A 22,919-nucleotide genomic window follows, 5' to 3' on the forward strand; every position below is an offset into this window, starting at 1 on the left:
GGGCAAGCAACCCCTGTCCCTTCGGTTACAAAACCGTCCAAACCGAGTATACTCAGAGAAACGTCCATCTATTTCCAACAATTGCCAATTGTCAGGGTAAGCCCATGCTTAAAGTACGTCCTATGCAGGTCAGTGATATTGACAGGGTATATACCATCGAACTCGCCGCGCACCGGGCCCCATGGAGCCGTGATATTCTGCGGGATTGTGTTCTCGTTGGATACAACTGTCAGGTATTGGAATTGCACGAATCCGCGGCGCAGGTAGTGGCTTATATCATTTGCCGGCACAGTTATGGCGTTTGTCATATTTTAAATCTTTGCGTTGACAACAGCCAACAGGGTAAAGGTTATGGCCGGTTTTTACTGGAAAAGCTGTTGAATTCGCTTAATCAGTCCATGACCACCACGGTGATGCTGGAGGTCAGGCCCAGCAACAAAATCGCCATCGCTCTTTATGAAAGCCTTGGGTTTAAAATCGATACAGTTAAAAAAGGGTATTACCGGGATGAAAACGGTGCAGAAGAGGATGCGTTACTGCTTAAAAAGCAGCTTAATCCCGAAGGTTCATGTCCTTAGTCACGGGGCTTGAGGCGTCATAACCGAGAACAGCGGCTATCCTTAGCCGCTTAGTCTCATAATCAGGCTGATAACAAGTTGTTGCTTTGCGCAGCCGACGAGGCCTGACGTTCACGGTATAAAAGCATCAAAAAGCCCAGAATGGCAACCCCCAGACTTGCCGGAATAATCCCCACACCGTAAATCAGAGCCTGTGCTGTTTTAGCGCCGCCAAACGCCTGGATGATCATGCCGATGGTTGAATGAAAAGCATAACCAAAACTCATGATGATCATGTTGGCGACGGCGGTCGTTAAACCGGCAATCTGTTCGGGGACATAGGTGGATGCCTTATAAATCGCCAGAATCTGGTAGGCGCAGCAAACACCAACGGCAATAAAACTGGCCACCAGAGTGACTGAGGTGAGGTAACCGGCAATCATCAGAATAAAACAGAAAAACATCACCAGCCCTGCGCCAATGATGACACCCAGATAATTGCCGCTTTTTTCACCCATTAAACTTAAAAAAGGCGCGCCAAAACACATGCCTAAAAAAATCATGGAGGTGATGTAGCTTGAGCTTTCATGGCTTAAACCATAAATCTGTTGTAAGAAGGCAGCGCCCCAGACATCGGCGAATCCTTCCAGCGGCCCTACCATAAGTCCTGCCAGCAGGCATAAGGTGATTACTTTCCTGTTGGTAACGACGGCTTTGATATCCGCCATGACCTTGTTTTTATTCGGTTTTTGTAAATCAGGAATGATGAAATAGGTCATCAATGCCAGGGCAAAACCAAAAACACAGAACAGTTTGATCACGGCCTGATAACCCCACTGATCACACAGTGCGCTGACCGGCCCGCCGCCATAAATTGCACCAATCAAACCAATGGTCACGGACAGGCTCAGCAATCGGGTGAAGCGTTGTTCGTCAAAGGCCATACGAATGATTTTAAAAATACCAAGGATGGCCGCTGAGGACCCCATGCCGATTAATGCCCGGCCAATGACAGGATAGATCCAATGCTCTGAAAAAATAATAGGCATGAGTCCGGCGACGGTGAGCAGAATGCATCCGGTCATTACTTTACGCGGACCGAAGCGGTCGAGCAAAATGCCTAAAGGTAAATGCATCAGGGAATAGCCAATGTAGTAAACACCTGAAAATTGACCAAATACGGCGCTGTCGATGTGAAACTGACGAGTAAAATCCTCGAGCATGATGTTCGGCATGACTCGCAGAATGTATTGATAAGCATAAAAAACCGAGGCGGTGGCCCACATAACCCAGGCTGCAAAACGTGAAGTAGACATCATCATTACTCATTATTTAAATTAGGGAATGACCTTGATTCAAGGGAGGTCAGCAAAAATAGAATGTGTGATTGAGTATTGTCCGCCTTAGCGGAGGAGGAGAGCAAGACGATTTGAACAGATTTCAGGTTTGGCAAAATAATCCATCACAACACCAATGGGAGTAAAAATAATTTACAATGAATACATGTTATGGCCAATGGCTGGGGTTGTCAATAGCTAAGATTAAACCAATGATGTTTTGTGAAGCGCTCTTCCAGAGAAGAGGCTGCGAATTGACTTAATTCAACACGAGTACGGGATAATATGGTATTCTCTTTAGATTGTTCTTTTTTTATTAAATAATAATGCGGTGGTTAAACAACACACTCACCCTTATTTACTCCTACCTGGTCAGGCAAACAGAGGAAGCCAGTCATCAGATTACGCTGTTTGGTATCGTGATGATGATCAACTACCCGCTTTTCGGGGTGTTTTGGAAGCTTGAAAGTTTTCAGTTAACGGAGGAGTTTTTTCTGCGCCTGATTGCGACGACACTGTGCGCATTATTAGCCTTTAATAAATTCTGGCCCGCTTCATTATTAAGAATCCTCCCCGTATTCTGGTACCTGACCCTGCTTTTCTGCCTTCCCTTTTTCTTTTGCTATCTGACTTTATTGAATCATGGTACAACCCTTTGGCTGATGAACTGTGTCTCGGCTATTTTTTTCCTATTGCTGGTAACCAGTGCCTTGGGCGCACTGATTCTGCTGCTTTTCGGGGTGGGGTTGGCTTTTTTCTGTTTCTTTCAACTCTCCACGAATGTGTTTGAGTATATCCCGGGTAACTTATCGGTCTTTGGTCTTACCATTACCTACTCCGCAGCGATCCTGATTGGTGCTCTGTTTGCTCGCGACAGAGAAATTATTCAGGCAGGACGGTTATCGGGACTTCGCTTACTGGCAGGGAGTATTGCTCATGACCTGCGCACGCCATTAGCCAGTATTCATTTGCAGGCGGAACTGCAGGAGTTGCTGCTCGCCAAGCTGAATAATCCCGAAATTCAAAAAGACATGAAGGAAAACCTCAACAAGATTACTCGCGGCATCGAGATGGGCAATCAGCTAATCAGCATGCAGCTTAATAATATTAAACGTGAGAAGTTTGATACAAGCGCGTTCGCCATCCACCCTGTGGCTGTTTTGCTTAAAAAAACGCTGGAAGATTATCCTGTCAAGGATGAGCAAAAGGCATTGATTCACTGCGATGACGAGCATGATTTCCAGGTTTGGATAGAGGAAGTGGCTTTCAAAAACCTGATCTGGAACCTGTTAAAAAACAGCTTTGAATACATTGACGAAACCGGTAAAGGTCAAATTTTCATCTGGTTGGAGAAGGGGGGCGATAAGGATGATTTTAACTACCTGCACGTCAAGGATACGGCGAAAGGGTTATACACTAAGAATACGGAAAAAATCTTTGATTTTTTTTACTCCGATCGCAAAGACGGGACCGGAGTCGGGTTGGCTTATTGTAAATTGCTGATGCAGGCTGCGGGAGGAGATATTCAATGTAAAGGAAAGATGAATGAGTTCGCCCATTTTATTGTCAAATTTCCTAAAATTGATTAAGCAACAACCGCCTCAGAACGCGTCAGTGAAAAGATGGCGTCTGACAAGTTTGACCACATCCGCTGCTGATGAGTATTAATGAATTCAAATGCGTTTTTTACCTTATTCTGATCGGTTTCCCATATAGGCAATAATATATCGAGTACCGAATCAAAATGGGTTACATGGACATGGACGTTAAAAAAGGCCATACCTTGTTGAGAAATGTGCAGGGATTTAGCCAGATTGACCAAAAGCGGGTAATCAAGGTTATCAAGGCGTTCGTACGCGGCAAAAGCAGCAATACGTTCTTCTTCGCTGTGGGAGGTAAGCCATTGTAAATGCTTTTTGTTGAATTCACGGGCAAAAGGAAGATAAAAGGTTTCAGACAGCATTTCCTCATGAATATTGACCTGGCATTCAGTGGCGAAACGATCGTAAAGCAGTTCATGTGAAAAACGGGTGCCGATGCCTATTTCTTCATGAATATTATTCAATATAACCTGTTTAATTTGCTCGTTGGATGAAAAATTGGCCATGTACCACATGAAATTAATAAAATGGCCCCGCAAATGGTAAAAAATGGCAGCAAAATGCTGCTTTTGTTGCTTATCCCAATGTTGCGTCTGGCTGGAGTCAAATAAGGGAATAGTATCCAGGGAAGCACGATACATTGAATCGGAATGCGCCAGAAATTCTTGCAGTGACGCAGGCGTTGCTATGGAATTATTGTTAGGCATAACACGTTCTTCTACTAAAAGAGGGATGAATTTAAAATTCAAAAAATTTTACCATATGACCAAAAATTAATCAAATGAGCTGGCTGTATAATTTAATAAATTAAGAGTAAACTTCTATTTTCTGCTTATTTCATCACATTTCAACACTGAATTAAAGGCATCTTTTGGGATCAGGTAGTCTTTACCTGTCCCTCTTCGACCGCTCTTTTTGTGTATATACTTAGTAAGTAGTCAAGGTGATGTGAGCAGGAGTCCGCAATGATCAATCCGTTAACCTATACCCCTAAAGGCGACAAACACAACTCGGATTATTTTAATGAATATCGCATGAAAATCTACGAGCGGCGTCAAACGGCAGGGTTGCAGGATTTATACGGTGACATGTGCGCGGTGGTCATTCAGGTGCAGACGGGTGATGCGCTGGGTTATTTGAAAGAGCTCTACCTCATGACGCCTTACCGTTATCAGGCCAGCTACATCAGTGATACCCATAAAATTTATTGTCTGGTGAATACGACTGAATCGCCCGTTTTAATTATTCTCGAACCGCTGGATCCCAATTTTCGCGATGACATTACCCGCATCAATAAAATGTACCCCAACTCACGCGAAAAATTTAATGCGCGCTACGTGGGTGAACTGTTTAAGACAAAAAATCAGCAGGAAACCAGGGACATTCTTCAATCCCAGGGGTTTCATTTTTGCGATCCGGCCACCACTGAAAATACATTTTATTGCAATGGCCATTTTGCCTTTACCAAACTGTCTGATTACTCATTCAATGCGTTAGGTTATACCGATGCTGATATTTTTGACTTTGAAAGCCTTAATCTCGGGCAACCCTTTAAGTTGACCAAGGCACAACAGCAAGCACTCGACAGCATGGATCAACTCAGTATCGACAAGGGCATTAAACCCTTGTTAAAAGGCATTGATCACATGGCGACCCGTATTCTTGCCGGGGAACGTGAAGATGCGATTCTGGAGTTGTTGTGCCTGTCGAATTATTATTTTTGGGGCGCTTATAACATCAGCGATATGAATTCGTCCACCAACGTCAACCGCACCGCGCATGGCCAGGACATCAAATCGCCGGCCAAGGTGTTTACGGCCAATAATACGCCTTTTATGGTGAATTCCTTCGAGGGCCTGCCCATGCCCACGGAAAATTTTGTCAGAAATTATGGACGGCGCATGCACCATATTGCCATTGAAGTGATTGACGGTGATCACCCCTGCGGCCTTAAGAACATTGATTACGTGGTGAATACCCTGCAGAACGAATTATCCATTCCCTTTCTTGCCCAGGTTTTCGGCTCCTGTGGAACGGAGCCGGATCTAAAGCAGATTTTTTCCAAACATTCGCCGTATTCCATTCTGATTACTGAATACGTCGAGCGCTGCCATCAGTTTGACGGGTTTTTTACCCGTGAAAATGTAGCGGCCCTGACAGAAGCCGCCAGCCTGGATGAGGCAGTCCAACAGCACAGTAAAAAACATGGCTTGATAGGGGATTAACGCCGTTTAACATGGTGATGGCGGCATCTGTTCAAGGGGGAGATTGTCTTTAGGCTCTGGAAAGTCTATCGCATTTAAATCATGCAATAAGCCATTCAGGATTCTTTCCGAATTGGTTTTCGGCCCTTTGAAAAAGGCAAAGCAGCCGCCTGTTCTGGTGTTCAAGTAGGCTAAGGTGTCGACGACGTATCGGTTGACGCCGCGATGGTTGGCCAATTCAGTCCGTGCGTCACGAATCAGGGCTTCGTAGGCTACCCTTAAGGTGTCAACGTCTTGAATCGTCCCCTTGTCAAAATAATTATGTTTTAATTGCTGCAGGTCATTGCACAGCTTGTGCGCAATGTCACTCACCTTGACATAGCGGGGGTTGGTTTTTGCCTTGTCGGCGAGAATGGTTTGCTGGGTGCGCATTTTTTTTATGGCAAAATCAAACGAGTCAGCGGCTAACCACGCACGGCTGCCATCAATCACTTTCGTTTTCAGGGCAAGAGAGAGTGCCTCTTTCGCGCTTTTTTTGCTATTCTCTTTTAATTCGCGGGCGTCTTTGGCTTCTTCGGCCATCGCTTTGTAGTTTTGATGAATTTCAGCATTGCCTTTTGCTGTTTTAATATGTTGTCTTACCTGTGCCTTGCAAAGCGTATACCGTGCGTCTGTGTCCTCGATTAGCTGGCATAGTTTATCCAGATTACGTAAGTCATTTTCAATGGTATTGCAAAGTGTTTCATCCGTACTGACTAAGGGATAGTACAACTCTAAACAGTGAACAATCGTGCTGGCGAGGGCCTGAGCGTGGCTTAGAGCCAGGCGAAGATCATAATCAAACCGGGTGACTTCCAGAATAAAATTTTTTAGTTCATTGGCTGTGGTAATGGGCATTAGCTGCTCACCGACAAAAGGGGCATAATTGTCAAAGAGGGAGAGCAGGTTGGTCTTTTCGAAAGACAGATCAGAATAGAATTCGTTAAATAGGCGCTTAATTTGCTGCTGAGGCAATGGCAGAGGAGGTTGGGTGGCAAGATAAGTCTGCATCTGTTTGTGCTTATCATGCAATTCCTGCTGGGCAAACTCTTGGGCTTGTTTGGCCTTACTCAACAGGTTGGTCCGATGAAGAGGCACCTCGATGTAGGTTGGCCTGTGGATGAGCTCCTGTGGATTCCAATGGGCGACGGGGTTGATGGTTTTGAGTTTTCCCAGAGCATTGATTCGTGTTTTTAACGCATGGATCTGTTTGGGGAGGGGTTCTTTCATATTCAACTCCTTGTGAATAAAAAAATAACAAGATAATTTCACGCGCAGCAGGGATTTACAAGAGGAATCATAAGAAAATCAATTAAAAATCAAATGCGTCCAGCCAATTGCTCCAGAAGCAGGATGACACTCACAATCAGGGTAAATTTTATGCCAATGCTCACGTATTTTTTTCGGGATAAAGCGGCAAGGTAGGCAAACGGGTGACGTTTGATTAAATCGATCAAGAGAACACGGGTAACCTGACTTGGTATGCCGCGATGAGGGATTTCATGAATGGTAATGTTGGGATTAAAATTGCCTTCGAGGATAAGCCATCGGCTGTGTTCAAAGGACTGATTAATGTCTTCACACAACACATCGAATCCGACAAACTGCAGGCCTAAGGTTTTTGCCGCCTTGACCAGCAGGCGGGCGTTGCCGGGGTGAATGTTTTTGCCATGGGAAACGATATCGCCGCCGCGCCCGGTGTTGACGGTATGGCACAAATGAACGGTTTGTCCTGCCGCCGGAACGCTTTCCAGGGTTAATCCCTGCTCAGTCAGGCATTGCTGGTATTCCTGATCCACCACCAATGGTGAAATGGTCAATTTATCGCTTAATTTCTCACGCGCCGCGTTGCTGGCGTCAATTAACTGGGCAAGGGTGTGGCGACCATCACCGGTGACCCTGGCGCCGAAGCGCTCAACGACACCAATCACGCGGCGTTTAAACACCAGGACGCGGTATTCTTTAAGGCCCTGATGAAATTCTTCCACCTGCATGGATTTGTGTGTTTTTAATTGTTCGTCAAGGTAAGTATAAAGGGTGTCTAAGTCTTTAATGTTGCAGAATACATCCCGTCCACGCACCGTATCCTGAGCCGGCTTGGCAACCAGCGGAAAGCGGAAGTGCTCTATTTTTTGGCAAAGGATGGCCTTGCTGAAATGTTTGGCAAGAAGCAAGGTCGCTTTAGGGACTGGAAAACCGGCCTTGTCGAGCAAGTAATTGGCTAAGTATTTGTGTTTGGCAATGTAAATACTCGCGCCCTGGTTAAACGGGGTAATGGCGGCATGGAAATAATAGCAACGGCGGCTGAGCTTAATGTTCAGTATATTCAGTTCCGGCTGAAAAATAGCCGGCAGTCCGAGCGCTTCGGCTGTTTCTGCATAAATTCGAATGTTCTTGTCCACTATTATGGCCTGATCTGCGATGCCGCTGCCTCCTACCATACCTGATACGCCTGGACCGTGCAAACGGGTTGGCGAATCCTGATTCACTGTGTTGATTTGGTGTTAACAGCAAGTCAGAGTAGAATGGATTTTGAAGTTACCCGTCTTCGTAAGCCGTCGCGAAGTCTTTTTCATTTTAAAAGGAATTAACTATGAAAATGTCACTTGTAGCGCCATTGTTTCTTCTGTCCCCGTTAAGTTTTGCCAACCTGGCAGAACCGCCTAAGGAAGTGATTACTCCGGTTTTTGACGGCCAGGCGGTTGTAAAGCAATACAGCAATTTTCAGGAGGCTGCAGGCCATAAGCAATGGTTCGAACGTCATCAGCCTTACCCTACTCAGGTCGTTCGTGTCCAGGGCGTGCTCAGCGGTGAACGCCATTGCGAGGCGATCCTTCAGGAAATTGATGATTTTTTCGTGTCAAAAATTACCCATGAAAAATTTTTATACAACACCCTTGTTTTCTGCGGGTATGATCCCGAGACCGAATATGCGGTTCAATTCGCCATCAACAGTTATTTTGATCCCTTAAACGACGGCGCCATTTATTACCTGGAAAATTACCTGCGCTCACACAATGGCCAGGATTTACTGGGCGTTCCCTTTGAGGTGGAGTCGGCACGGGGTGTTGCGGTGTCGCTTAACATTGATGCAGGGGTTTTGAATCATCGCAATGACAGCACGATGCTTCGTTATCGGCATGATAATCAGAGTCATTATTTTGCCAGCAACTATGATTTGATGAATGATTTGATTCATGACATTTATGAACGCTTTTATTCCAACGATCCGGATTTGATCCTGCCATTCCTCAATCACTGGTTCTATGCCTTTGCCGACCGGACCTATTCGGCTGTGTTAAGCCATGCGAATTACGTGGAACTGCAGCCGGAACGCCTGTTTTTGATGGAGAAGGAACCGAAGGTCTATACGTCACCGTTGCGAATGTACTTTGGTCATCATTGCACCAAATACGACAACAAACATTGTTTATAACCCTGTCCCGGGCCTGAGTGCCTGGGTCTTATTGTGTGAGGCAATCATGTCAAAGCAGGAATGGCCGGCATCCGACTATGCCATAGGTTCTTTTATTCAGGCTACCGTCGCCGACACGTTTTTACCTCAGTTGGCAATCAAACCGCAGGATGCGGTGCTGGATATCGGCTGCGGTAACGGCAGTTTCAGTTTAAAAATCATTGAGAAGGTACCTCTCGGTTCTTTTCTGGGTGTCGATGCTTCGGAAAACATGCTGGCGCTGGCTAAAGAAACCGCCAGGGATTACCCGAATGCCGACTGGCAACAGGCGGATGTATTGACGCTGCCCTATGAATCGGCGTTTGATTACATTGTCTCGTTCTGGTGCCTGCAATGGGCAAGTGACATCAAGCGGGCATTTGCTAATATCGCCAGGGCGCTTAAACGAGGAGGAAAATTGTTTACGTTGTTCCCCACCGGGGATGATCCCTTCATGTGGACGTTTAACAGTGTCAGGGATTCAGGGCAGTTTGCTTCCCTCCGCGAATTCAAGCCGCCCGTCGATTACTCCCGACTTCATCAGGACATGGAGCAACTCCATGCTTTGCCGCTTCAAACCGTGCACATTGAGCGAGTGGACGAAGCATTGACTTTACCCTCTTTAGACACTTTTCGTAAATTTGTAAACGGCATCGCTTTTTTCCATGGGCAAATTCAGCCTGAAGAAATTAAACGAATTAATGAAGCCATGGTGCAAATCTATGCTCAAAAAATGAAAGAGCACCACCAGGGGGATTGCCTTTTTAAATTTTCAGTGTTTGTTGTGACCGGGGAAAAGTAACCGCCCCGGTCATGGCCGGGACTGGGTTAAAATTTTTCCGCCGTGGCCAAATCCCAGTATTTTTTATAACTTGGCGGGATATCCGGCCCTAAAAGCTGACCCGGTTTTAAATAGTCATAGATTTCACAAAAGGATTTCACGGATTCTTCGCTGACGCGGCGCATCAGAAAGTCCGGTTTTAAATCGCTGGGATTGGAAAGGCCCATGGCTCCCACCATTTCCAGAAAGCTTTTCATGGTGTTGCGGTGGTAATTGACGACGCGCTGCTTTTTAACATCCACAACCAGGCCTCGTTGAAGACGCTCGTTCTGGGTTGCGACCCCGGTAGGGCAGGTGTTGGCATTGCATTGTTTGGACTGAATGCAGCCAATAGCCATCATCATGGCCCGTGCGGCATTGCACATGTCGGCACCCATGGCAATTTTAGCCACCAGATCATAACCGCTGTACACCTTGCCGCTGCAAATGACCCGGATTTTGTCGCGCACATTGATGCCGACCAGGGCATTGTGCACAAACACCAGTGCTGCTTCCAGGGGTTCGCCGACGCGGTTGGTGTATTCCAGCGGTGCGGCCCCGGTGCCGCCTTCGGCACCGTCAACGGTGATGAAATCCGGCAGGATATTGGTGGCCAGCATGGCTTTGCAAATGCTCAGAAATTCTTCTTTACGGCCCAGGCAGAGTTTAAAGCCGACGGGCTTTCCTCCTGACAAATCGCGGAGTTTTTTCACAAATTCCAGCAGGCCAATCGGCGAGTTGAATGCGGTATGTGCAGGAGGAGACAGGACGTCTTCTCCCATTTTCACTTTCCTGACGCGTGCAATCTCCGCTGTTAACTTGGCGGCAGGCAGAATACCGCCATGCGACGGTTTCGCGCCCTGAGATAGTTTGATTTCAATCATTTTGACCTGTTCACGGTTCGCTTCAATTTTAAACTCTTCTTCACTGAAGTGTCCCTGATCGTCGCGGCAGCCAAAGTAGGCTGTCCCTAACTGGAAAATGATATCGCCGCCCTGCAGATGGTACGGACTTAAACCCCCTTCGCCCGTGTTATGGGCAAAGCTGCCCAATTGTGCGCCTTTGTTTAAGGCCATGATGGCATTGGGCGACAAAGAGCCGTAACTCATGGCTGAAATATTCAGGCGCGAGGCGCTGTAAGGTTTCTTGCAATCGGGTCCGCCCACAATGATGCGTGGTTCGACTTCCGAAACATGTTTGGGTGCCAGCGAATGCAAAACCCAGGTATATCCGACCTGGGTGATCTCACGTTCAGTGCCGAAAGGAACCGTATCGCGTACATTTTTGGCGCGTTGATAAATAAGAGAGCGGGCTTCGCGATTGAATGGCCTTTCCGCCTCATTGTCGGCAATGAAGTACTGCTGGATTTCCGGGCGGAAAAATTCAAGAAGGTAGCGGGAATGCCCAAGGACCGGGAAATTGCGCAGGATGGTATGCTCTTTCTGGGTGATGTCGTAAATCCAGAGAATGACAATGGGTGTCAATACCGCCAAAAACCATATGGTATCATGCAGCATCACCAGAAACAGCAGGATGCCTAATAAAACCACTCCAAAACCGATATACCATTGGCGTCGCATCGTTTTCTCTCCTTGAAGACCTGCCTTGATTATAGGTATATTCCTGACGATTAAACAATGTGAAATTGACAAACGCGCAAGTCTTTTTAAAATGACAATAAACACCTTTGCGGATGCTCTCATTGCCGTACTCAACCACACCCTGGATAAAGATTAATGCCGATGGCCGTTACGCGCCGTTTCCCGGCGTGACAGTCATTTGCCCTGTCCGGGAGGAAGACACAACCTTCTGGCGGGCAGTTTATCAGGCACTGGTCGATGATCCCTTGTTATTACGTTATTTTTCGCCCCTGCCCATGGACAGTTACCACATGACGGCCATCAATGTGTTTACCCAGGCTAATGAAGGCGGGGAAGGGTGGGACCGGTTTCTGTCAGCGCATCGTCCATTCTTACAGCGCTTAAAAGCGAGCCTTGACCAGCAGTGCCTGAAGCCAATACTGACCATTGAAAAAATTATCGTCAGTGATGTCGTCCAGCTTTATGGTCATTTGCCGACAGCCCTGCGTGAGGCTATCGTGGCGCTGGCGCGGGACCATCACCTTGAGCATAAAATACCCCGCGTTTTTCATATTACGTTGGCGTATCGTTATCAAACGCCATCCGACGAGTGCCTGCAAACCATTATCCGGCATGTCAGCAAAAGGTTGCAAAATCTGTTGCAGCATCACGCCGACACCTGGCCGCTTAAGCCGGCTGGATTGTATTGGTTCAACGACATGACGGCTTTTATCCCCTGGGGAGAGCAAAACGCTTGATTAATGATGACTGCCATCATACAGCCCGCAAAGGTAACTGTGGGTGGAATCAGCCAGGGCCTCAAGATGGTAACCGCCTTCAAGAACAGAAATGATGTGGCCCTCACAATAATTTGCGGCCAGATTGGCGAGCGTGTGTCCAAGCCAGTAAAAGTCATCTTCATCCAGATTTAAACCGCCAATGGGGTCACGCTTATGCGCGTCAAAGCCTGCGGAAACAAAAAGAATGTCGGGTTTAAATGCCTGTAACGGCGCAAGAATGCTTTCTTCAAAGCGCAGTCGGTATTCCTCGCCGGCTGTTCCTGCTGCAAGCGGTAAATGGATAATGCTCGGATGATCCCTGACTAAGGGAGTGAAAGGATAAAAAGGATGTTGGAAAGAGGAACAGAAAAGAACGTCTGGTTTGTCTTTTAAAATGTGCTGAGTGCCATTACCATGGTGAACGTCAAAGTCAACAATGCCCACCTTTTTAACCCCGTAATGCTTAAGGGCATAAATGACGCCGCTTGCAATCGAGTTAAAAAAGCAAAATCCCATGGCCTGATTATATTCTGCATGATGCCCCGGCGGTCGGACCAGACAAAACACCTGCATGGCCTGCTGCTGATACACCTTATCCACGGCCTGGATAAGACTGCCGGCGGCATGCAGAGCAGCATTCAGGGAAAACGGGTTCATCAGGGCATCAGGACCAACCGCTTTGTACCCGTGCACGGGGACGGCGGCGATCACATGATCAACATGGGCTCTGGCATGGGCGGCGTAGAGCCATTGGCTGTCGATTGGTCTTGCCGTATGCCATTGCAGGGGGAGGGCTGAGGTTTGCAATTCATCCACAATGGCCTCAATCCTCGCCGGCGACTCGGGATGAAATGGCCCCATGTCATGCAACTGGCAAGCTTCATGGGTGATAATATCAATCATGGTTCATGCGTTACAGTACTTTCTAAAATTATAGCATTAACCAGCCTGCCGTAGCGCAGCCCCGACGTGCCGTAGATCCAAGCTAGATCACTTCCGTCAGATAGGCGTAGGCTTTGCGTGCATAGTCTAAAGGCGGTGCCTTGGCGGGATCCTGCTCTGCCTCGACGATCATCCAGCCCTGATAATTGAATTGCCGCAATTCCTGAAGAACGGCCGCAAAATCCAGTTCCCCATCCCCGGGAACGGTAAACACACCCTGACGTACGGCATCCATGAAACTTAAGTCCTGTTGTTGGACCTGATGAAGAATGTTGCTGCGGATATCTTTTAAATGCACATAACGGATTCGCCGGCCGTATTTTTTAATCAGGCTGACCGGGTGAATGCCAGCCATTGCGGCGTGACCGGTATCCAGCAGCAGGGCGACGAGCTCAGGGCTTGTGTGCTGCATCAGGTAATCAATTTCCTGTTCGTTAAACACACCGGTTCCCGCATGGTAATGGTAGGCGATCTGCATATTGAAATCGTGGGCTATGCGGCCAAGGGTATGTAAGCCCTGGATCAGTTGCTGCCATTGGCTGGCGCTGAATTCCGGCTTATTATTTCCAAAAATGGGGTGCGGCGTTCCCTGAATGGCGCCGCCGCATTCACAGACATTGACGAATCGGGCGCCCAAGGCTCGCATAAAACTTAAATGATCAAGAAAACGCGACAGGGTGGCATCGTATTGCTCGGTTTCGGTAAAAAAAGTACTGAACCAGGCACTGGCCATTTCAAGGCCTCTTTCAGCCAGGGATTGCTTTAGCACGGCCAGATTACGGGGGTACTTGTTGCCCATTTCCGTGCCGACAAAACCGGCCTCCGCCATTTCCCGCAGGCATTGTTCAAAGCTGATGTCCCGGCCCAGGGAGGGATCATCATCATTGCACCAGTTGATGGGGGCGATGCCGAGTTTGATGCTCATGTGTTGCTCCTTAATAATCTTTAATCGCTTCAAGCTGACGGGTCATTTGTTCGTAGGCCTTTTGCACCTGCGGTGATTTGGACTGAGCCGCTACGCCGACCCGCCACCAGGTGTGATAGCCCTGACTCATGGTTTTAGGCAGAACCGGTAAAACAATGACGCAACTCTGTGTTTCCTTTTTAGCGGCCTGCAGTGCAGTTTTAAGCTGTTCATAGCCTTCCGCATAAAAACTTTTTGCGCCAAGTGCCGTGGCATACTGACAAAAATCGATGGTTAAATACTCCCCTGTTAATCGCCCGGATTGGGGATCGCGGTGGCGGAATTCGTTGCCAAATCCCTGGCTGCCGTGCGCTTCCTGCAGGTTGCGGATGCACTGATATCCGTGGTTATCAAACAGAAGAATGGTGATTTTTTTATGTTCCTGAATGCAGGTGACCAATTCGGAATGCATCATCAGGTAACTGCCGTCGCCTGCCAGCACATACACCTCGCCGGTATCGCCTTTGGCAAGACGAACACCCAGTCCGCCGGCGACTTCGTAGCCCATGCAGGAATAAGCGTATTCCAGATGATAATCCTTAGGCTGTTTGCATTGCCACAAGCGATGCAAATCCCCTGGCAAACTGCCGGCCGCGCTGACAATCACATCCTCGGCGGTGACAAATTGATTGAGTTCAGCAAGGACGACTGTTTGCTCAAGCCCTTCTTCGCGTATCGGCTGGCTTATCCGCTTTAATTCCTTTTCCCAGGCCAGCCGGTAGTCTTTAATCTGTTGTTGATAGGACAGGTCGGTCTGGTAATCCTTCAATGCCTGCGACAATTGCTCAAGGCCGGTCCGTGCATCGGCTTTTAAACTGAGACTGTCCATTTTCACGCTGTCAAAACGGCTGATGTTGAGGTTGATGAGTTGGCAGTCTGCCTGTCTGAATCCTGACTTGGATGCGGTAGTAAAATCCTGAAGACGCGAGCCCGCCACCAGAATGACGTCGGCCTGTGCAGCCAGGCGATTGGCGGCCTCTGAACCGGTAACCCCAATGCCGCCGACATTGAAGGGATGGCTTGCTGAAAGGGCGCTTTTCCCCGCCTGCGTTTCAGCCACCGGGATGCCATGCCTGGCAGCAAAATCAGCCAGGGCTGCTGTGGCTAAGGAATAATGCACACCGCCTCCGGCAATGATGAGGGGGCATTTTGCCCGCTGAAGTAAATTCACCGCGCGCTGCAGGGCGTCCTGAGGCAGTGAGGGCCGCTCAATGAACCACTGGCGTTTGTTGAAAAACGATTCAGGGTAATCGTAACATTCCGATTGCACATCCTGCGGCAGGCAGAGGGTCACAGCACCCGTTTCTGCGGGATCAGTCAACACACGAAAGGCGTTGATGCAGGCCGTCATCAATTGTTCCGGGCGGGAAATCCTGTCCCAGTATCGACTCACCGGTTTAAAGCAGTCATTGACTGACAGGGTGTAGTCATGCGGGATTTCGAGCTGCTGCAACACCGGATCGGGTTGACGGCAACTGAACACGTCCCCGGGCAGAAGCAGCAGGGGAATGCGATTGGTGGTGGCCGTCGCCGCGGCAGTCACCATATTGGTTGCACCCGGTCCAATGGAGGAGGTGCAGGCAAAAATCCTCAGGCGGTTATGCTGTTTGGCAAAGGCAATGGCAGTATGGGCCATGCCCTGTTCATTATGACCCTGATAATAGATCAGGCCGCCATGGTCATATTCCAGGGCTTCACCAAGTCCTGTGACATTGCCGTGTCCAAAAATACCGAAGACGCCTTCCACAAAGCGCTGCTCGACACCATCCATCACCACGTATTGGTTGGCTAAAAACCGTAAAAGAGCCTGAGCCATGGTTAATCGAATTTTCTTCATCGCGCTTCCTTATTGTTTCCCTGCCATGATCGAAGTCGTGATCCAGCCTGGCGTGTCCACTCGTGTTCGCTCTGGAACGTGGGGGTTAGATAGGGCTTGTCAGGCTGATGGCGAATAAACCACAGCGTGTACATGGCGTAACCCGGTGCGGTGCAGTGCGCATGCGACTGGCCTTCTGCAATTTGAAACGTGTCGTTGTGTTCAATCCGCAACACCTCGCGGCCGTTTTCCCCGAAGGCAAAGCCCTGAGGTTCGGAAAAACGGTAGTGGTAAATTTCCGGCTGCGGGTGAACATGCGGCGGATAACTGGACCAGCGGCCCTGAAAGGTAATGATTTCACCCACCACCAGATTCGATTCGGGACGATTACGTTTGTCAAAGACGGTGCGGACCATTCGGTAAGACGTATTGTCCAGCAGACCCTTGCCGCGATGATCGCATTCAAGCAGATTGGACTCATCGAAAAACACAGGTGCAAAGGATTGCTCGTTTTCTGTTTCAATCAGCATGATCTCGCAATCACTCAAGGCGTCCACATGTGCCGGTGTGCCGGCAGGGCAGTGAAGAACCAGAGGCAGCTGGGAGAAATAATCCGTGCGTTCCGCTTCTTTTGTCAGGGACTGGTAATGGAAAATAACCCGGCCGGTCATCAGCAGAGCCGCAAATTCATAGTGGGTGTCAAAATGAAATGTCTGGCCGCTTTTTAGTCGAAGTGAGCTGAAATTCATGCCTGTGGTTAAGGTGGATTTCTGCATGTCGACAATGCGGTTTAAACCGTCTTTGAATCCCTGGGGTTGTTTAAGCAGGGTTTCAGAAGAGGAAGTGAACGATTGATGAAGTTTGGCTAATTCATCACTCGCCCAGATGTCAGGATCCTCTGCATAATGGCTGATGAAGTAATTTAATTCAGGCCAGAAGGGGATGGCGGGTGCACAGCCATGACGGGTAACCACCAGCGCACCACAGGCATTGGCGTAGGTCATGGCCTTATCAAAGGATTCACCCTTCAGCAGACCGCGCAGCAAACCGGCCATGAAACCATCGCCGGCACCCAGCACATTGAGAACGGGGACAGGGAACGATTGGCTGGAATATGGCCTGCTGTTCTGGGCGAAATAAACCTCACAGCCTTTTTCGCCCTGTTTCATGACAATGGGCGCCTCCGTGATGCCGCGAATCGTCTGCAGGGCCTTGTGAATGTCCTCGTTGCCCCCTGCAATGCAGATTTCTTCTTCTGTACCGACCACCAGTGCGCAGTGGGGTAGAATCTGCTGGTAGGTTTGGGTGACGCGGCGGCTGGTTAAATAACGGAGTTCGCCATTGCCCAGGTCCGTCAAACCCCACAACACCGGACGGTAATCCAGATCCATAATGACGGCGGTGCGTGTTTTTTTTGCCACGCTGACTGCATGGCGGCTGGTAGCAAACATCGAGGAAGTCGACAGCCCCGTACCGGTGATGAGCAGGGCTTTTGCCTCAGCGATTCTGTCTTCCTGGACATGTTCAGGCTTTAGCTGCATATCGGCACAGTCATTACGATAAAACATCAGCGGGAAATCATGCGGCGGTTTAATTCCCAGCAATACCAAACCGGTTAAATGCTGGCTGGATTCCTGAAGAAGGCTGATGTCCACGCCTTCCCGCATCAGGGTCTGTTTGAGAAAAGTACCCATGTCATCCTTGCCCACGCAGGAAAACATCAGGCTTTTTAGTCCAAGCCGTGCGGCTCCAACAGCAATATTGCCAGCGCAGCCGCCTAAATATTTTCGGAATGTCTGAGCCTCTACCAGACTGCTGCCTATTTGTTCCGCATAGAGATCGACAGCCACACGTCCCATGACGATGACATCCACGGGACGATCGTTTTCAAAGACAAAATCAGTCTGCGTCATAGCCGCCTCAATCCAGATGAATAGGTAAGCCAGTGGCCAGTGACTGCTTTGCTGCACTGGCTATGCGCAGGGCCTGAAGGCCATCCCAACCTGAAACCGGACTGGGCTTGCTTTCTTGCCAGGCCTCATGGAAGGCAAGCAGTTCCGCAATGAAGGCCTGTTGATACCGTTCCAGAAAAAAGAATTTGGGGTTGGCGGTGGTGGTTGAGTTTTGACGGTAATGCTTTACCGTGTGCTTGGGTTGATTATCCGCAAGCAGCATGCCCTGTGAACCGAACGCCTCGATGCGTTGATCATAGCCATAGACGGCCTGACGGCTGTTGTCAATAACCCCTAAAGCCCCATTGGCAAAACGAAGCTGGACAATGGCGGTGTCCACATCCTTGCAGGCTTCAAAATCCGGATCGATCAACACCGCGCCGCTGGCATAAACCTCCACAACCTCGGAGGATGTTAAAAAACGCGCCATGTCAAAATCATGAATGGTCATGTCCATAAACAAACCGCCGCAAGTGGCGGCATAACCCTTGGGTGGGCATACTGGATCACGGGACGAAATGCGCACAATCTGCAATGAGCCGATATCACCGGCTTTAATCTGGGCCTGCAGAGTGGAAAAGCTGTGATCGAAGCGGCGGTTAAAACCGAGCTGCAAGAGGCTATTATTCGATTCAATAACTGCTAAGGCGTCTTGAATCGACTCCTCGGTAAGCCCCATGGGTTTCTCACAAAAAACAGCTTTGCCCGCCGTACTCGCGGCTTTAATCTGCTCGATGTGAAGCGAGGAGGGGGATGCAATCAGGATGGCGTCAATGTCCTCACGCTCAATGAGTTCACGACTATCTTCGCTGATGGGAATTTGCAGTCTTTGAGCCCAGGATCTGTCCATAGCGGGATCGGCCATGGCAGTTAATTGAAACTGCGGCAGGTGAAATTGAATGTTTTCTGCGTGCAGACGGCCAATGCGCCCAGCGCCAAGGATACCGAGGCGACAGCGTTTATAAGATAAATGAGTCATGGTGTTTTTTCCAGAGTGAAGTCAAAGGGATTGTCCCTGTGCCGAAGCGGTTGGCCGATATCTCTGAGGTTCAAGCCTTTCGCCAGGTTGTCTTCAATTTTTTCAAGACTGACGCCAGAGGTTTCGGGGACAAAAGAATAGGTGACAACAAAGGCTGTTAAACAAATGAGGGCAAAACCAAGAAAAACCGTGCTTTCACCAAAGCGTTCATAAGCCTGTAAAAATGAAATGGAGACCGCAAAATTCGCAGCCCATTGCATTAAAGTGGCAAAACTCATGGCCATTCCGCGGACGCGAGATGGATAAATTTCGGCAATGACAACCCAGAATAACGAGCCCAGGCTGATGCAATAGCCAATGACATACAGCGTCATGGACAGCAGCAGGAAAAATGGAGACGGGGCATGGGGAAGTGCAAAGAAAAGGCTTGCCGCCAGAAGGCTTAGACAGGCCAGGAAAGACCCGACCAGCAACAAAGACCGGCGCCCATAGCGATCAATAAGACAGGCTGTTACCCCGGTAAAAATGAAATTAATCAGGCTGAGCCAGAACGTGGCAAGGATGGCGTTTCTAACGGGAATGAAGCCTGCGTCATGAAAAATCATCGGCCCATAAAACAGGATGGCGTTAATGCCTGAAAACTGTTGGAAAATGCCGAGGCTGATTCCCAGCAGGACGAGTCCGGCAAGCGGTCGTTTGAACAGGGCCAAAGGATTGGCTTCTGAAGGACTCCGTTGTTTTTTTATTTCCTCTAACTCCAAGGCTGTTTCCGTGGTATGACGGCGAATCCGCTTCAAAGCCTCCCGGGCTTTTTCTTCCCCGTGATGTTGTATTAACCAGCGGGGGGAGTGGGGGATAAAAAACAAGCCAAGAAATAACACCAGGGCAGGAAGAATACCGATGGCTAATAACAGCCGCCAACTGGAGGACGAGGCATCATGGAGAAAATAACCAAGGAGGTAGGCTACGGCCTGGCCGGAGGTGATGGCAAGGCCATTCATTAACACAAGGGCTCCGCGTTTACTCTTAGGCGCCATTTCAGCAATGTAAAGCGGTGCCGCATAAGAGGCTACGCCAATGCAGAGTCCGATTAAAAGACGACCGGCCAGCAACGCCGTCAGGGTATGAGCGTCTGCACAAATCAGCGTGCCCGCAATAAACAGCAGGGCCACGGCTTTAAGCAGGGAACGGCGGCTTATGCGATCGGCGACAAGGCCGCTTAGAGGGATACCGCAGACTGAGCCGAACAAGCTGGCACTGACGACCTGTGACCATTGCCAGGTGCTTAAGGATAATTGCGCTGAAACCTGATCGTGAATGTCCGCGACGACACTGGAATCAAAACCGAAAAGAAAACCGGACAGGCCCGCAATGGCAGCAACGAGTACAACAAAACGATTAATCCCATGGTTCATGGCGATGGCATAAGTCCTTTTAATTTTTCCGCTGCCAATGCTATCACTGTCGTGTAAAATCGTAAATGCCACGCTTGTTTAGGCGGTTAATCTCCTGTAATTTAAAAAGATTATTAAATGGCGTGAGGACCGTTTTTAACCATGCGCAAATTGCTCGCCACCTTGTTATTTCCTGCTTTCTTGTTGCCGCAGTCCGCGTTGTCTTACAGCATGCGTCATGCCAGCAAGCCCTTTGTCCCGATGGTTGATAATCAGGCTTTCCGTGATGAAATCATCAATTACGTGCGCGGTATTGCCATCAATCAAATCAAACAGGCTCCTTTGCAAAACCTGCAGACGCTTGATGCCACCTGGAATAACTCCTACCAGAAATCCGACTGGAGTGTGCATGTCAGTCTTTATCACCTCGGTAACAAGGTGGGCGAGGGGGCAAGCCATGGATCAAGTCTTGCGGAGGTTTTAAAAAAAGCGACGGACATGTCGCTGAAACCGCAACCGACTGATCGCCTGAATGAAGAGGAATTAAACCATTACCGCTTCAAAGTGGCCTTTGATTATTACCCTGCACGCCGGTATTCCTTTATTGAATACGGCGAAAAGGGTCTTGAATTAACCGGCAGCCGCGTGGCCGTCCGCACGATGACTGCGGACTCCCTGAAAGAGCAGATCAAAAACAGCGAAGCGTATTTACTGAAAACCATGCACCCGCAATTGCATGGCTTTTTCAAATTTTATAATGCCGGGAAGGACAAACAGCAGGAATTGTTGCGTACCATTTACTCCTCCTCCAGTTTATACACCCTGCTGATGCTTTATCGTGCTCACCCGGATCAGCACTTGTCGGCGCAGTTTAAACCCATTGCTGATTTTATTCTTTCCAATCAGGTAAAAGACGGGCCTCATGCCGGGGGGTTTTACTACGGTTACAATCCCGAAACCCAAAAAAAATCCTGTCGCGTAGTGGTCGGTACCACGTCAAAAACCATTTTTACCCTGCTTGAGCTCAACCAGTTTTATCCCAATGAGCCCCGGTACCTCGCCGCGGCTAAACAAGCCGGCGATTGGCTGTTGACCCGGGTAAATCAGGACGGTACCGTCATGCCTGTCGCCAGTTGCACCAGTGGCCAATGGAAAGACAGTAACAAACAGTCTTTCCTTTATTCCGGTCAGGCGCTGTCAGCGCTTTCAAGACTTTACGGGATCACGCATGATCAACGTTACCATCAGGGTGCTTTAAAAATTGCCGGGCAATTTTTAAAGCAATTACAGACACAGGGTTTCATCGTCGGTGATGATTACCGACCGGCCAACTCCATTTCATCAAGCTGGGTGATGATGTCGCTGATTGATCTGGCTAAAGTGGACAACAACCCGGTCTACCGCAAAACCATTGATGACATTGCCAAAGCCATTCTGGCACGGCAGATTACGGATAAAAATGACATTTACAGTAATGGACGCTACCTCGACGCGATGACGACCAGTGGTAATGGCTGGATTAATGAAGTCATGGGCGTGCTTTATCAATTCTGCACCCAACAGGGTGGTAGTCAATGTCAGCGTTACCAGGAGGCCATGATCCTGACCAGCCGTTGGTTATTACAGAATGCCTATACGCCGCAGAATACGTACAATGTTAAAAACCCTGAACGGGCAATGGGTGGATTTATTACCAATTTCACCACACGCACAGTCCGCACCGATGCAGTCTGCCACGGTGTGAACAGTTTGATTATGCTGCTTGCAAGTACGGGTAATGACAACAAGCCACTGATTAACTTACCGGAAAGACCTTTAATCGAGATACTTCCGTTATTGCGCGCAGGCAATGGGTTTCTATGAGCGAACAAAGCAATAAAGACAAGGTGTATGAGTCTTACGATAAAATCGTCGATTGGTATGACGCGCACCGCAGCCGCGAACTGTTTGAAAAACCTTATCTCGATGCGGTTTGTGATGACATACGGCGCAGCAGTAAAAAGATACTGGATTTAGGCTGCGGAACCGGCGAGCCTATCGCACGCCATTTCATTGAACAGGGGTTTGCCATTACCGGCGTGGACGCATCAGTCAAAATGATTGAACTGGCAAGGCAGCGTTTTCCTGAGCAGCGTTTTATTGTCGATGACATGCGAACGCTGGAACTTGGTGAAACGTTTGATGCCATCCTTGCGTGGCACAGCTTTTTTCATTTGCCGCCGGATGATCAACGCGCCATGTTCAAGGTGTTTGAAAATCATCTCCATGTCGGCGGCGTCTTGCTTTTTACGACAGGACCTTCGGAAGGCGAGGTCTGGAGCGACAATGGCGGGCAGAATCTCTACCATGCCTCGTTAAGCCTGGCGGAATATCAATACCTGCTGGCACTGCATCATTTTACCGTACTGACGCACAAAGTCGCTGATCCGGATTGTGGCGGCGCCACCGTTTGGCTTGTGAAGTACACGCACAAGCCAATCCATTACGCTGATCATTGAGTG

The 22,919-nt window shown here is 48.8% G+C and carries 19 protein-coding genes; 8 read left to right on the forward strand and 11 right to left on the reverse strand.

What is annotated here, in order from left to right; genetic code table 11:
• The first annotated feature begins 104 nt into the window (after positions 1-104).
• Positions 105-578, forward strand: a complete 474-nt coding sequence (gene rimI / locus Lrub_RS06875; RefSeq protein ID WP_058531421.1) for a ribosomal protein S18-alanine N-acetyltransferase — start codon at positions 105-107, stop codon at positions 576-578.
• Between the two features lie 62 nt (positions 579-640).
• Here rimI and Lrub_RS06880 read toward each other — a convergent pair whose 3' ends face one another.
• Positions 641-1,876 (reverse strand): MFS transporter, encoded by a 1,236-nt coding sequence (locus tag Lrub_RS06880; RefSeq protein ID WP_420324346.1) that lies wholly within the window; start codon positions 1,874-1,876, stop codon positions 641-643.
• 344 nt (positions 1,877-2,220) lie between these two features.
• Here Lrub_RS06880 and Lrub_RS06885 point away from each other — a divergent pair, with 344 nt between their 5' ends.
• Positions 2,221-3,483 (forward strand): sensor histidine kinase, encoded by a 1,263-nt coding sequence (locus Lrub_RS06885; RefSeq protein ID WP_058531422.1) that lies wholly within the window; start codon positions 2,221-2,223, stop codon positions 3,481-3,483.
• Here Lrub_RS06885 and Lrub_RS06890 read toward each other — a convergent pair.
• On the reverse strand, positions 3,480-4,202 hold the full coding sequence (locus Lrub_RS06890) for an iron-containing redox enzyme family protein (RefSeq protein ID WP_058531423.1): 723 nt from the start codon (positions 4,200-4,202) through the stop codon (positions 3,480-3,482). The two genes, Lrub_RS06885 and Lrub_RS06890, sit on opposite strands and share 4 nt — an antisense overlap.
• Positions 4,203-4,460: 258 nt before the next feature.
• Between Lrub_RS06890 and Lrub_RS06895 the strand changes: the two genes are divergently transcribed.
• Positions 4,461-5,720, forward strand: a complete 1,260-nt coding sequence (locus Lrub_RS06895) for a hypothetical protein (protein WP_058531424.1) — start codon at positions 4,461-4,463, stop codon at positions 5,718-5,720.
• A gap of 6 nt (positions 5,721-5,726) precedes the next feature.
• Here the strand turns inward: Lrub_RS06895 and Lrub_RS06900 are convergent, their stop codons facing one another.
• On the reverse strand, positions 5,727-6,968 hold the full coding sequence (locus Lrub_RS06900; RefSeq protein WP_058531425.1) for a hypothetical protein: 1,242 nt from the start codon (positions 6,966-6,968) through the stop codon (positions 5,727-5,729).
• A gap of 89 nt (positions 6,969-7,057) precedes the next feature.
• Positions 7,058-8,227, reverse strand: coding sequence for a UDP-N-acetylmuramyl peptide synthase (locus Lrub_RS06905; RefSeq protein WP_133134137.1), 1,170 nt, complete (start codon positions 8,225-8,227; stop codon positions 7,058-7,060).
• Positions 8,228-8,331: 104 nt separating this feature from the next.
• On the opposite strand from Lrub_RS06905, the gene Lrub_RS06910 reads away from it, so the two are divergent.
• Positions 8,332-9,174, forward strand: a complete 843-nt coding sequence (locus Lrub_RS06910; RefSeq protein ID WP_058531427.1) for an Lpg0189 family type II secretion system effector — start codon at positions 8,332-8,334, stop codon at positions 9,172-9,174.
• Between the two features lie 46 nt (positions 9,175-9,220).
• The gene (locus Lrub_RS06915; protein ID WP_058531577.1) at positions 9,221-9,994 is read left to right on the forward strand and encodes a class I SAM-dependent methyltransferase; all 774 of its coding nucleotides are present in this window, start codon (positions 9,221-9,223) and stop codon (positions 9,992-9,994) included.
• Between the two features lie 26 nt (positions 9,995-10,020).
• On the opposite strand, the gene Lrub_RS06920 is transcribed toward Lrub_RS06915, so the two are convergent.
• Positions 10,021-11,592, reverse strand: coding sequence for an FMN-binding glutamate synthase family protein (locus Lrub_RS06920; protein ID WP_058531428.1), 1,572 nt, complete (start codon positions 11,590-11,592; stop codon positions 10,021-10,023).
• 122 nt (positions 11,593-11,714) lie between these two features.
• Between Lrub_RS06920 and Lrub_RS06925 the strand changes: the two genes are divergently transcribed.
• Complete coding sequence (locus tag Lrub_RS06925) at positions 11,715-12,350, forward strand: DUF1868 domain-containing protein (RefSeq protein WP_162263127.1); 636 nt, start codon at positions 11,715-11,717, stop codon at positions 12,348-12,350.
• On the opposite strand, the gene Lrub_RS06930 is transcribed toward Lrub_RS06925, so the two are convergent.
• From Lrub_RS06930 to Lrub_RS06955, 6 genes are all read right to left on the reverse strand, one after another.
• Positions 12,351-13,274 carry a histone deacetylase family protein gene (locus tag Lrub_RS06930; protein ID WP_058531430.1) on the reverse strand — a complete coding sequence of 308 codons (924 nt, stop codon included), beginning with the start codon at positions 13,272-13,274 and terminating at the stop codon, positions 12,351-12,353.
• A gap of 82 nt (positions 13,275-13,356) precedes the next feature.
• Positions 13,357-14,238, reverse strand: coding sequence for a myo-inosose-2 dehydratase (iolE, locus tag Lrub_RS06935; protein WP_058531431.1), 882 nt, complete (start codon positions 14,236-14,238; stop codon positions 13,357-13,359).
• A gap of 10 nt (positions 14,239-14,248) precedes the next feature.
• Positions 14,249-16,114, reverse strand: a complete 1,866-nt coding sequence (iolD, locus tag Lrub_RS06940) for a 3D-(3,5/4)-trihydroxycyclohexane-1,2-dione acylhydrolase (decyclizing) (protein ID WP_058531432.1) — start codon at positions 16,112-16,114, stop codon at positions 14,249-14,251.
• Complete coding sequence (gene iolC, locus Lrub_RS06945) at positions 16,111-18,006, reverse strand: 5-dehydro-2-deoxygluconokinase (RefSeq protein WP_058531433.1); 1,896 nt, start codon at positions 18,004-18,006, stop codon at positions 16,111-16,113. The genes iolD and iolC overlap by 4 nt, the downstream gene beginning before the upstream one ends.
• 7 nt (positions 18,007-18,013) lie before the next feature.
• Positions 18,014-19,024, reverse strand: coding sequence for an inositol 2-dehydrogenase (gene iolG, locus Lrub_RS06950; RefSeq protein WP_058531434.1), 1,011 nt, complete (start codon positions 19,022-19,024; stop codon positions 18,014-18,016).
• Positions 19,021-20,511, reverse strand: coding sequence for a sugar porter family MFS transporter (locus tag Lrub_RS06955; protein WP_237760762.1), 1,491 nt, complete (start codon positions 20,509-20,511; stop codon positions 19,021-19,023). The genes iolG and Lrub_RS06955 overlap by 4 nt, the downstream gene beginning before the upstream one ends.
• A 69-nt stretch (positions 20,512-20,580) precedes the next feature.
• On the opposite strand from Lrub_RS06955, the gene Lrub_RS15080 reads away from it, so the two are divergent.
• Both Lrub_RS15080 and Lrub_RS06965 read left to right on the forward strand, forming a co-directional pair.
• On the forward strand, positions 20,581-22,281 hold the full coding sequence (locus Lrub_RS15080; RefSeq protein ID WP_058531435.1) for a glycoside hydrolase family protein: 1,701 nt from the start codon (positions 20,581-20,583) through the stop codon (positions 22,279-22,281).
• Entirely contained in the window at positions 22,278-22,916 is a 639-nt protein-coding gene (locus Lrub_RS06965) for a class I SAM-dependent methyltransferase (protein WP_058531436.1), read from the forward strand. The genes Lrub_RS15080 and Lrub_RS06965 overlap by 4 nt, the downstream gene beginning before the upstream one ends.
• The last annotated feature ends 3 nt before the right edge of the window (positions 22,917-22,919 follow it).

It is taken from the genome of Legionella rubrilucens (assembly GCF_001468125.1).
Lineage (GTDB): Bacteria > Pseudomonadota > Gammaproteobacteria > Legionellales > Legionellaceae > Legionella_C > Legionella_C rubrilucens.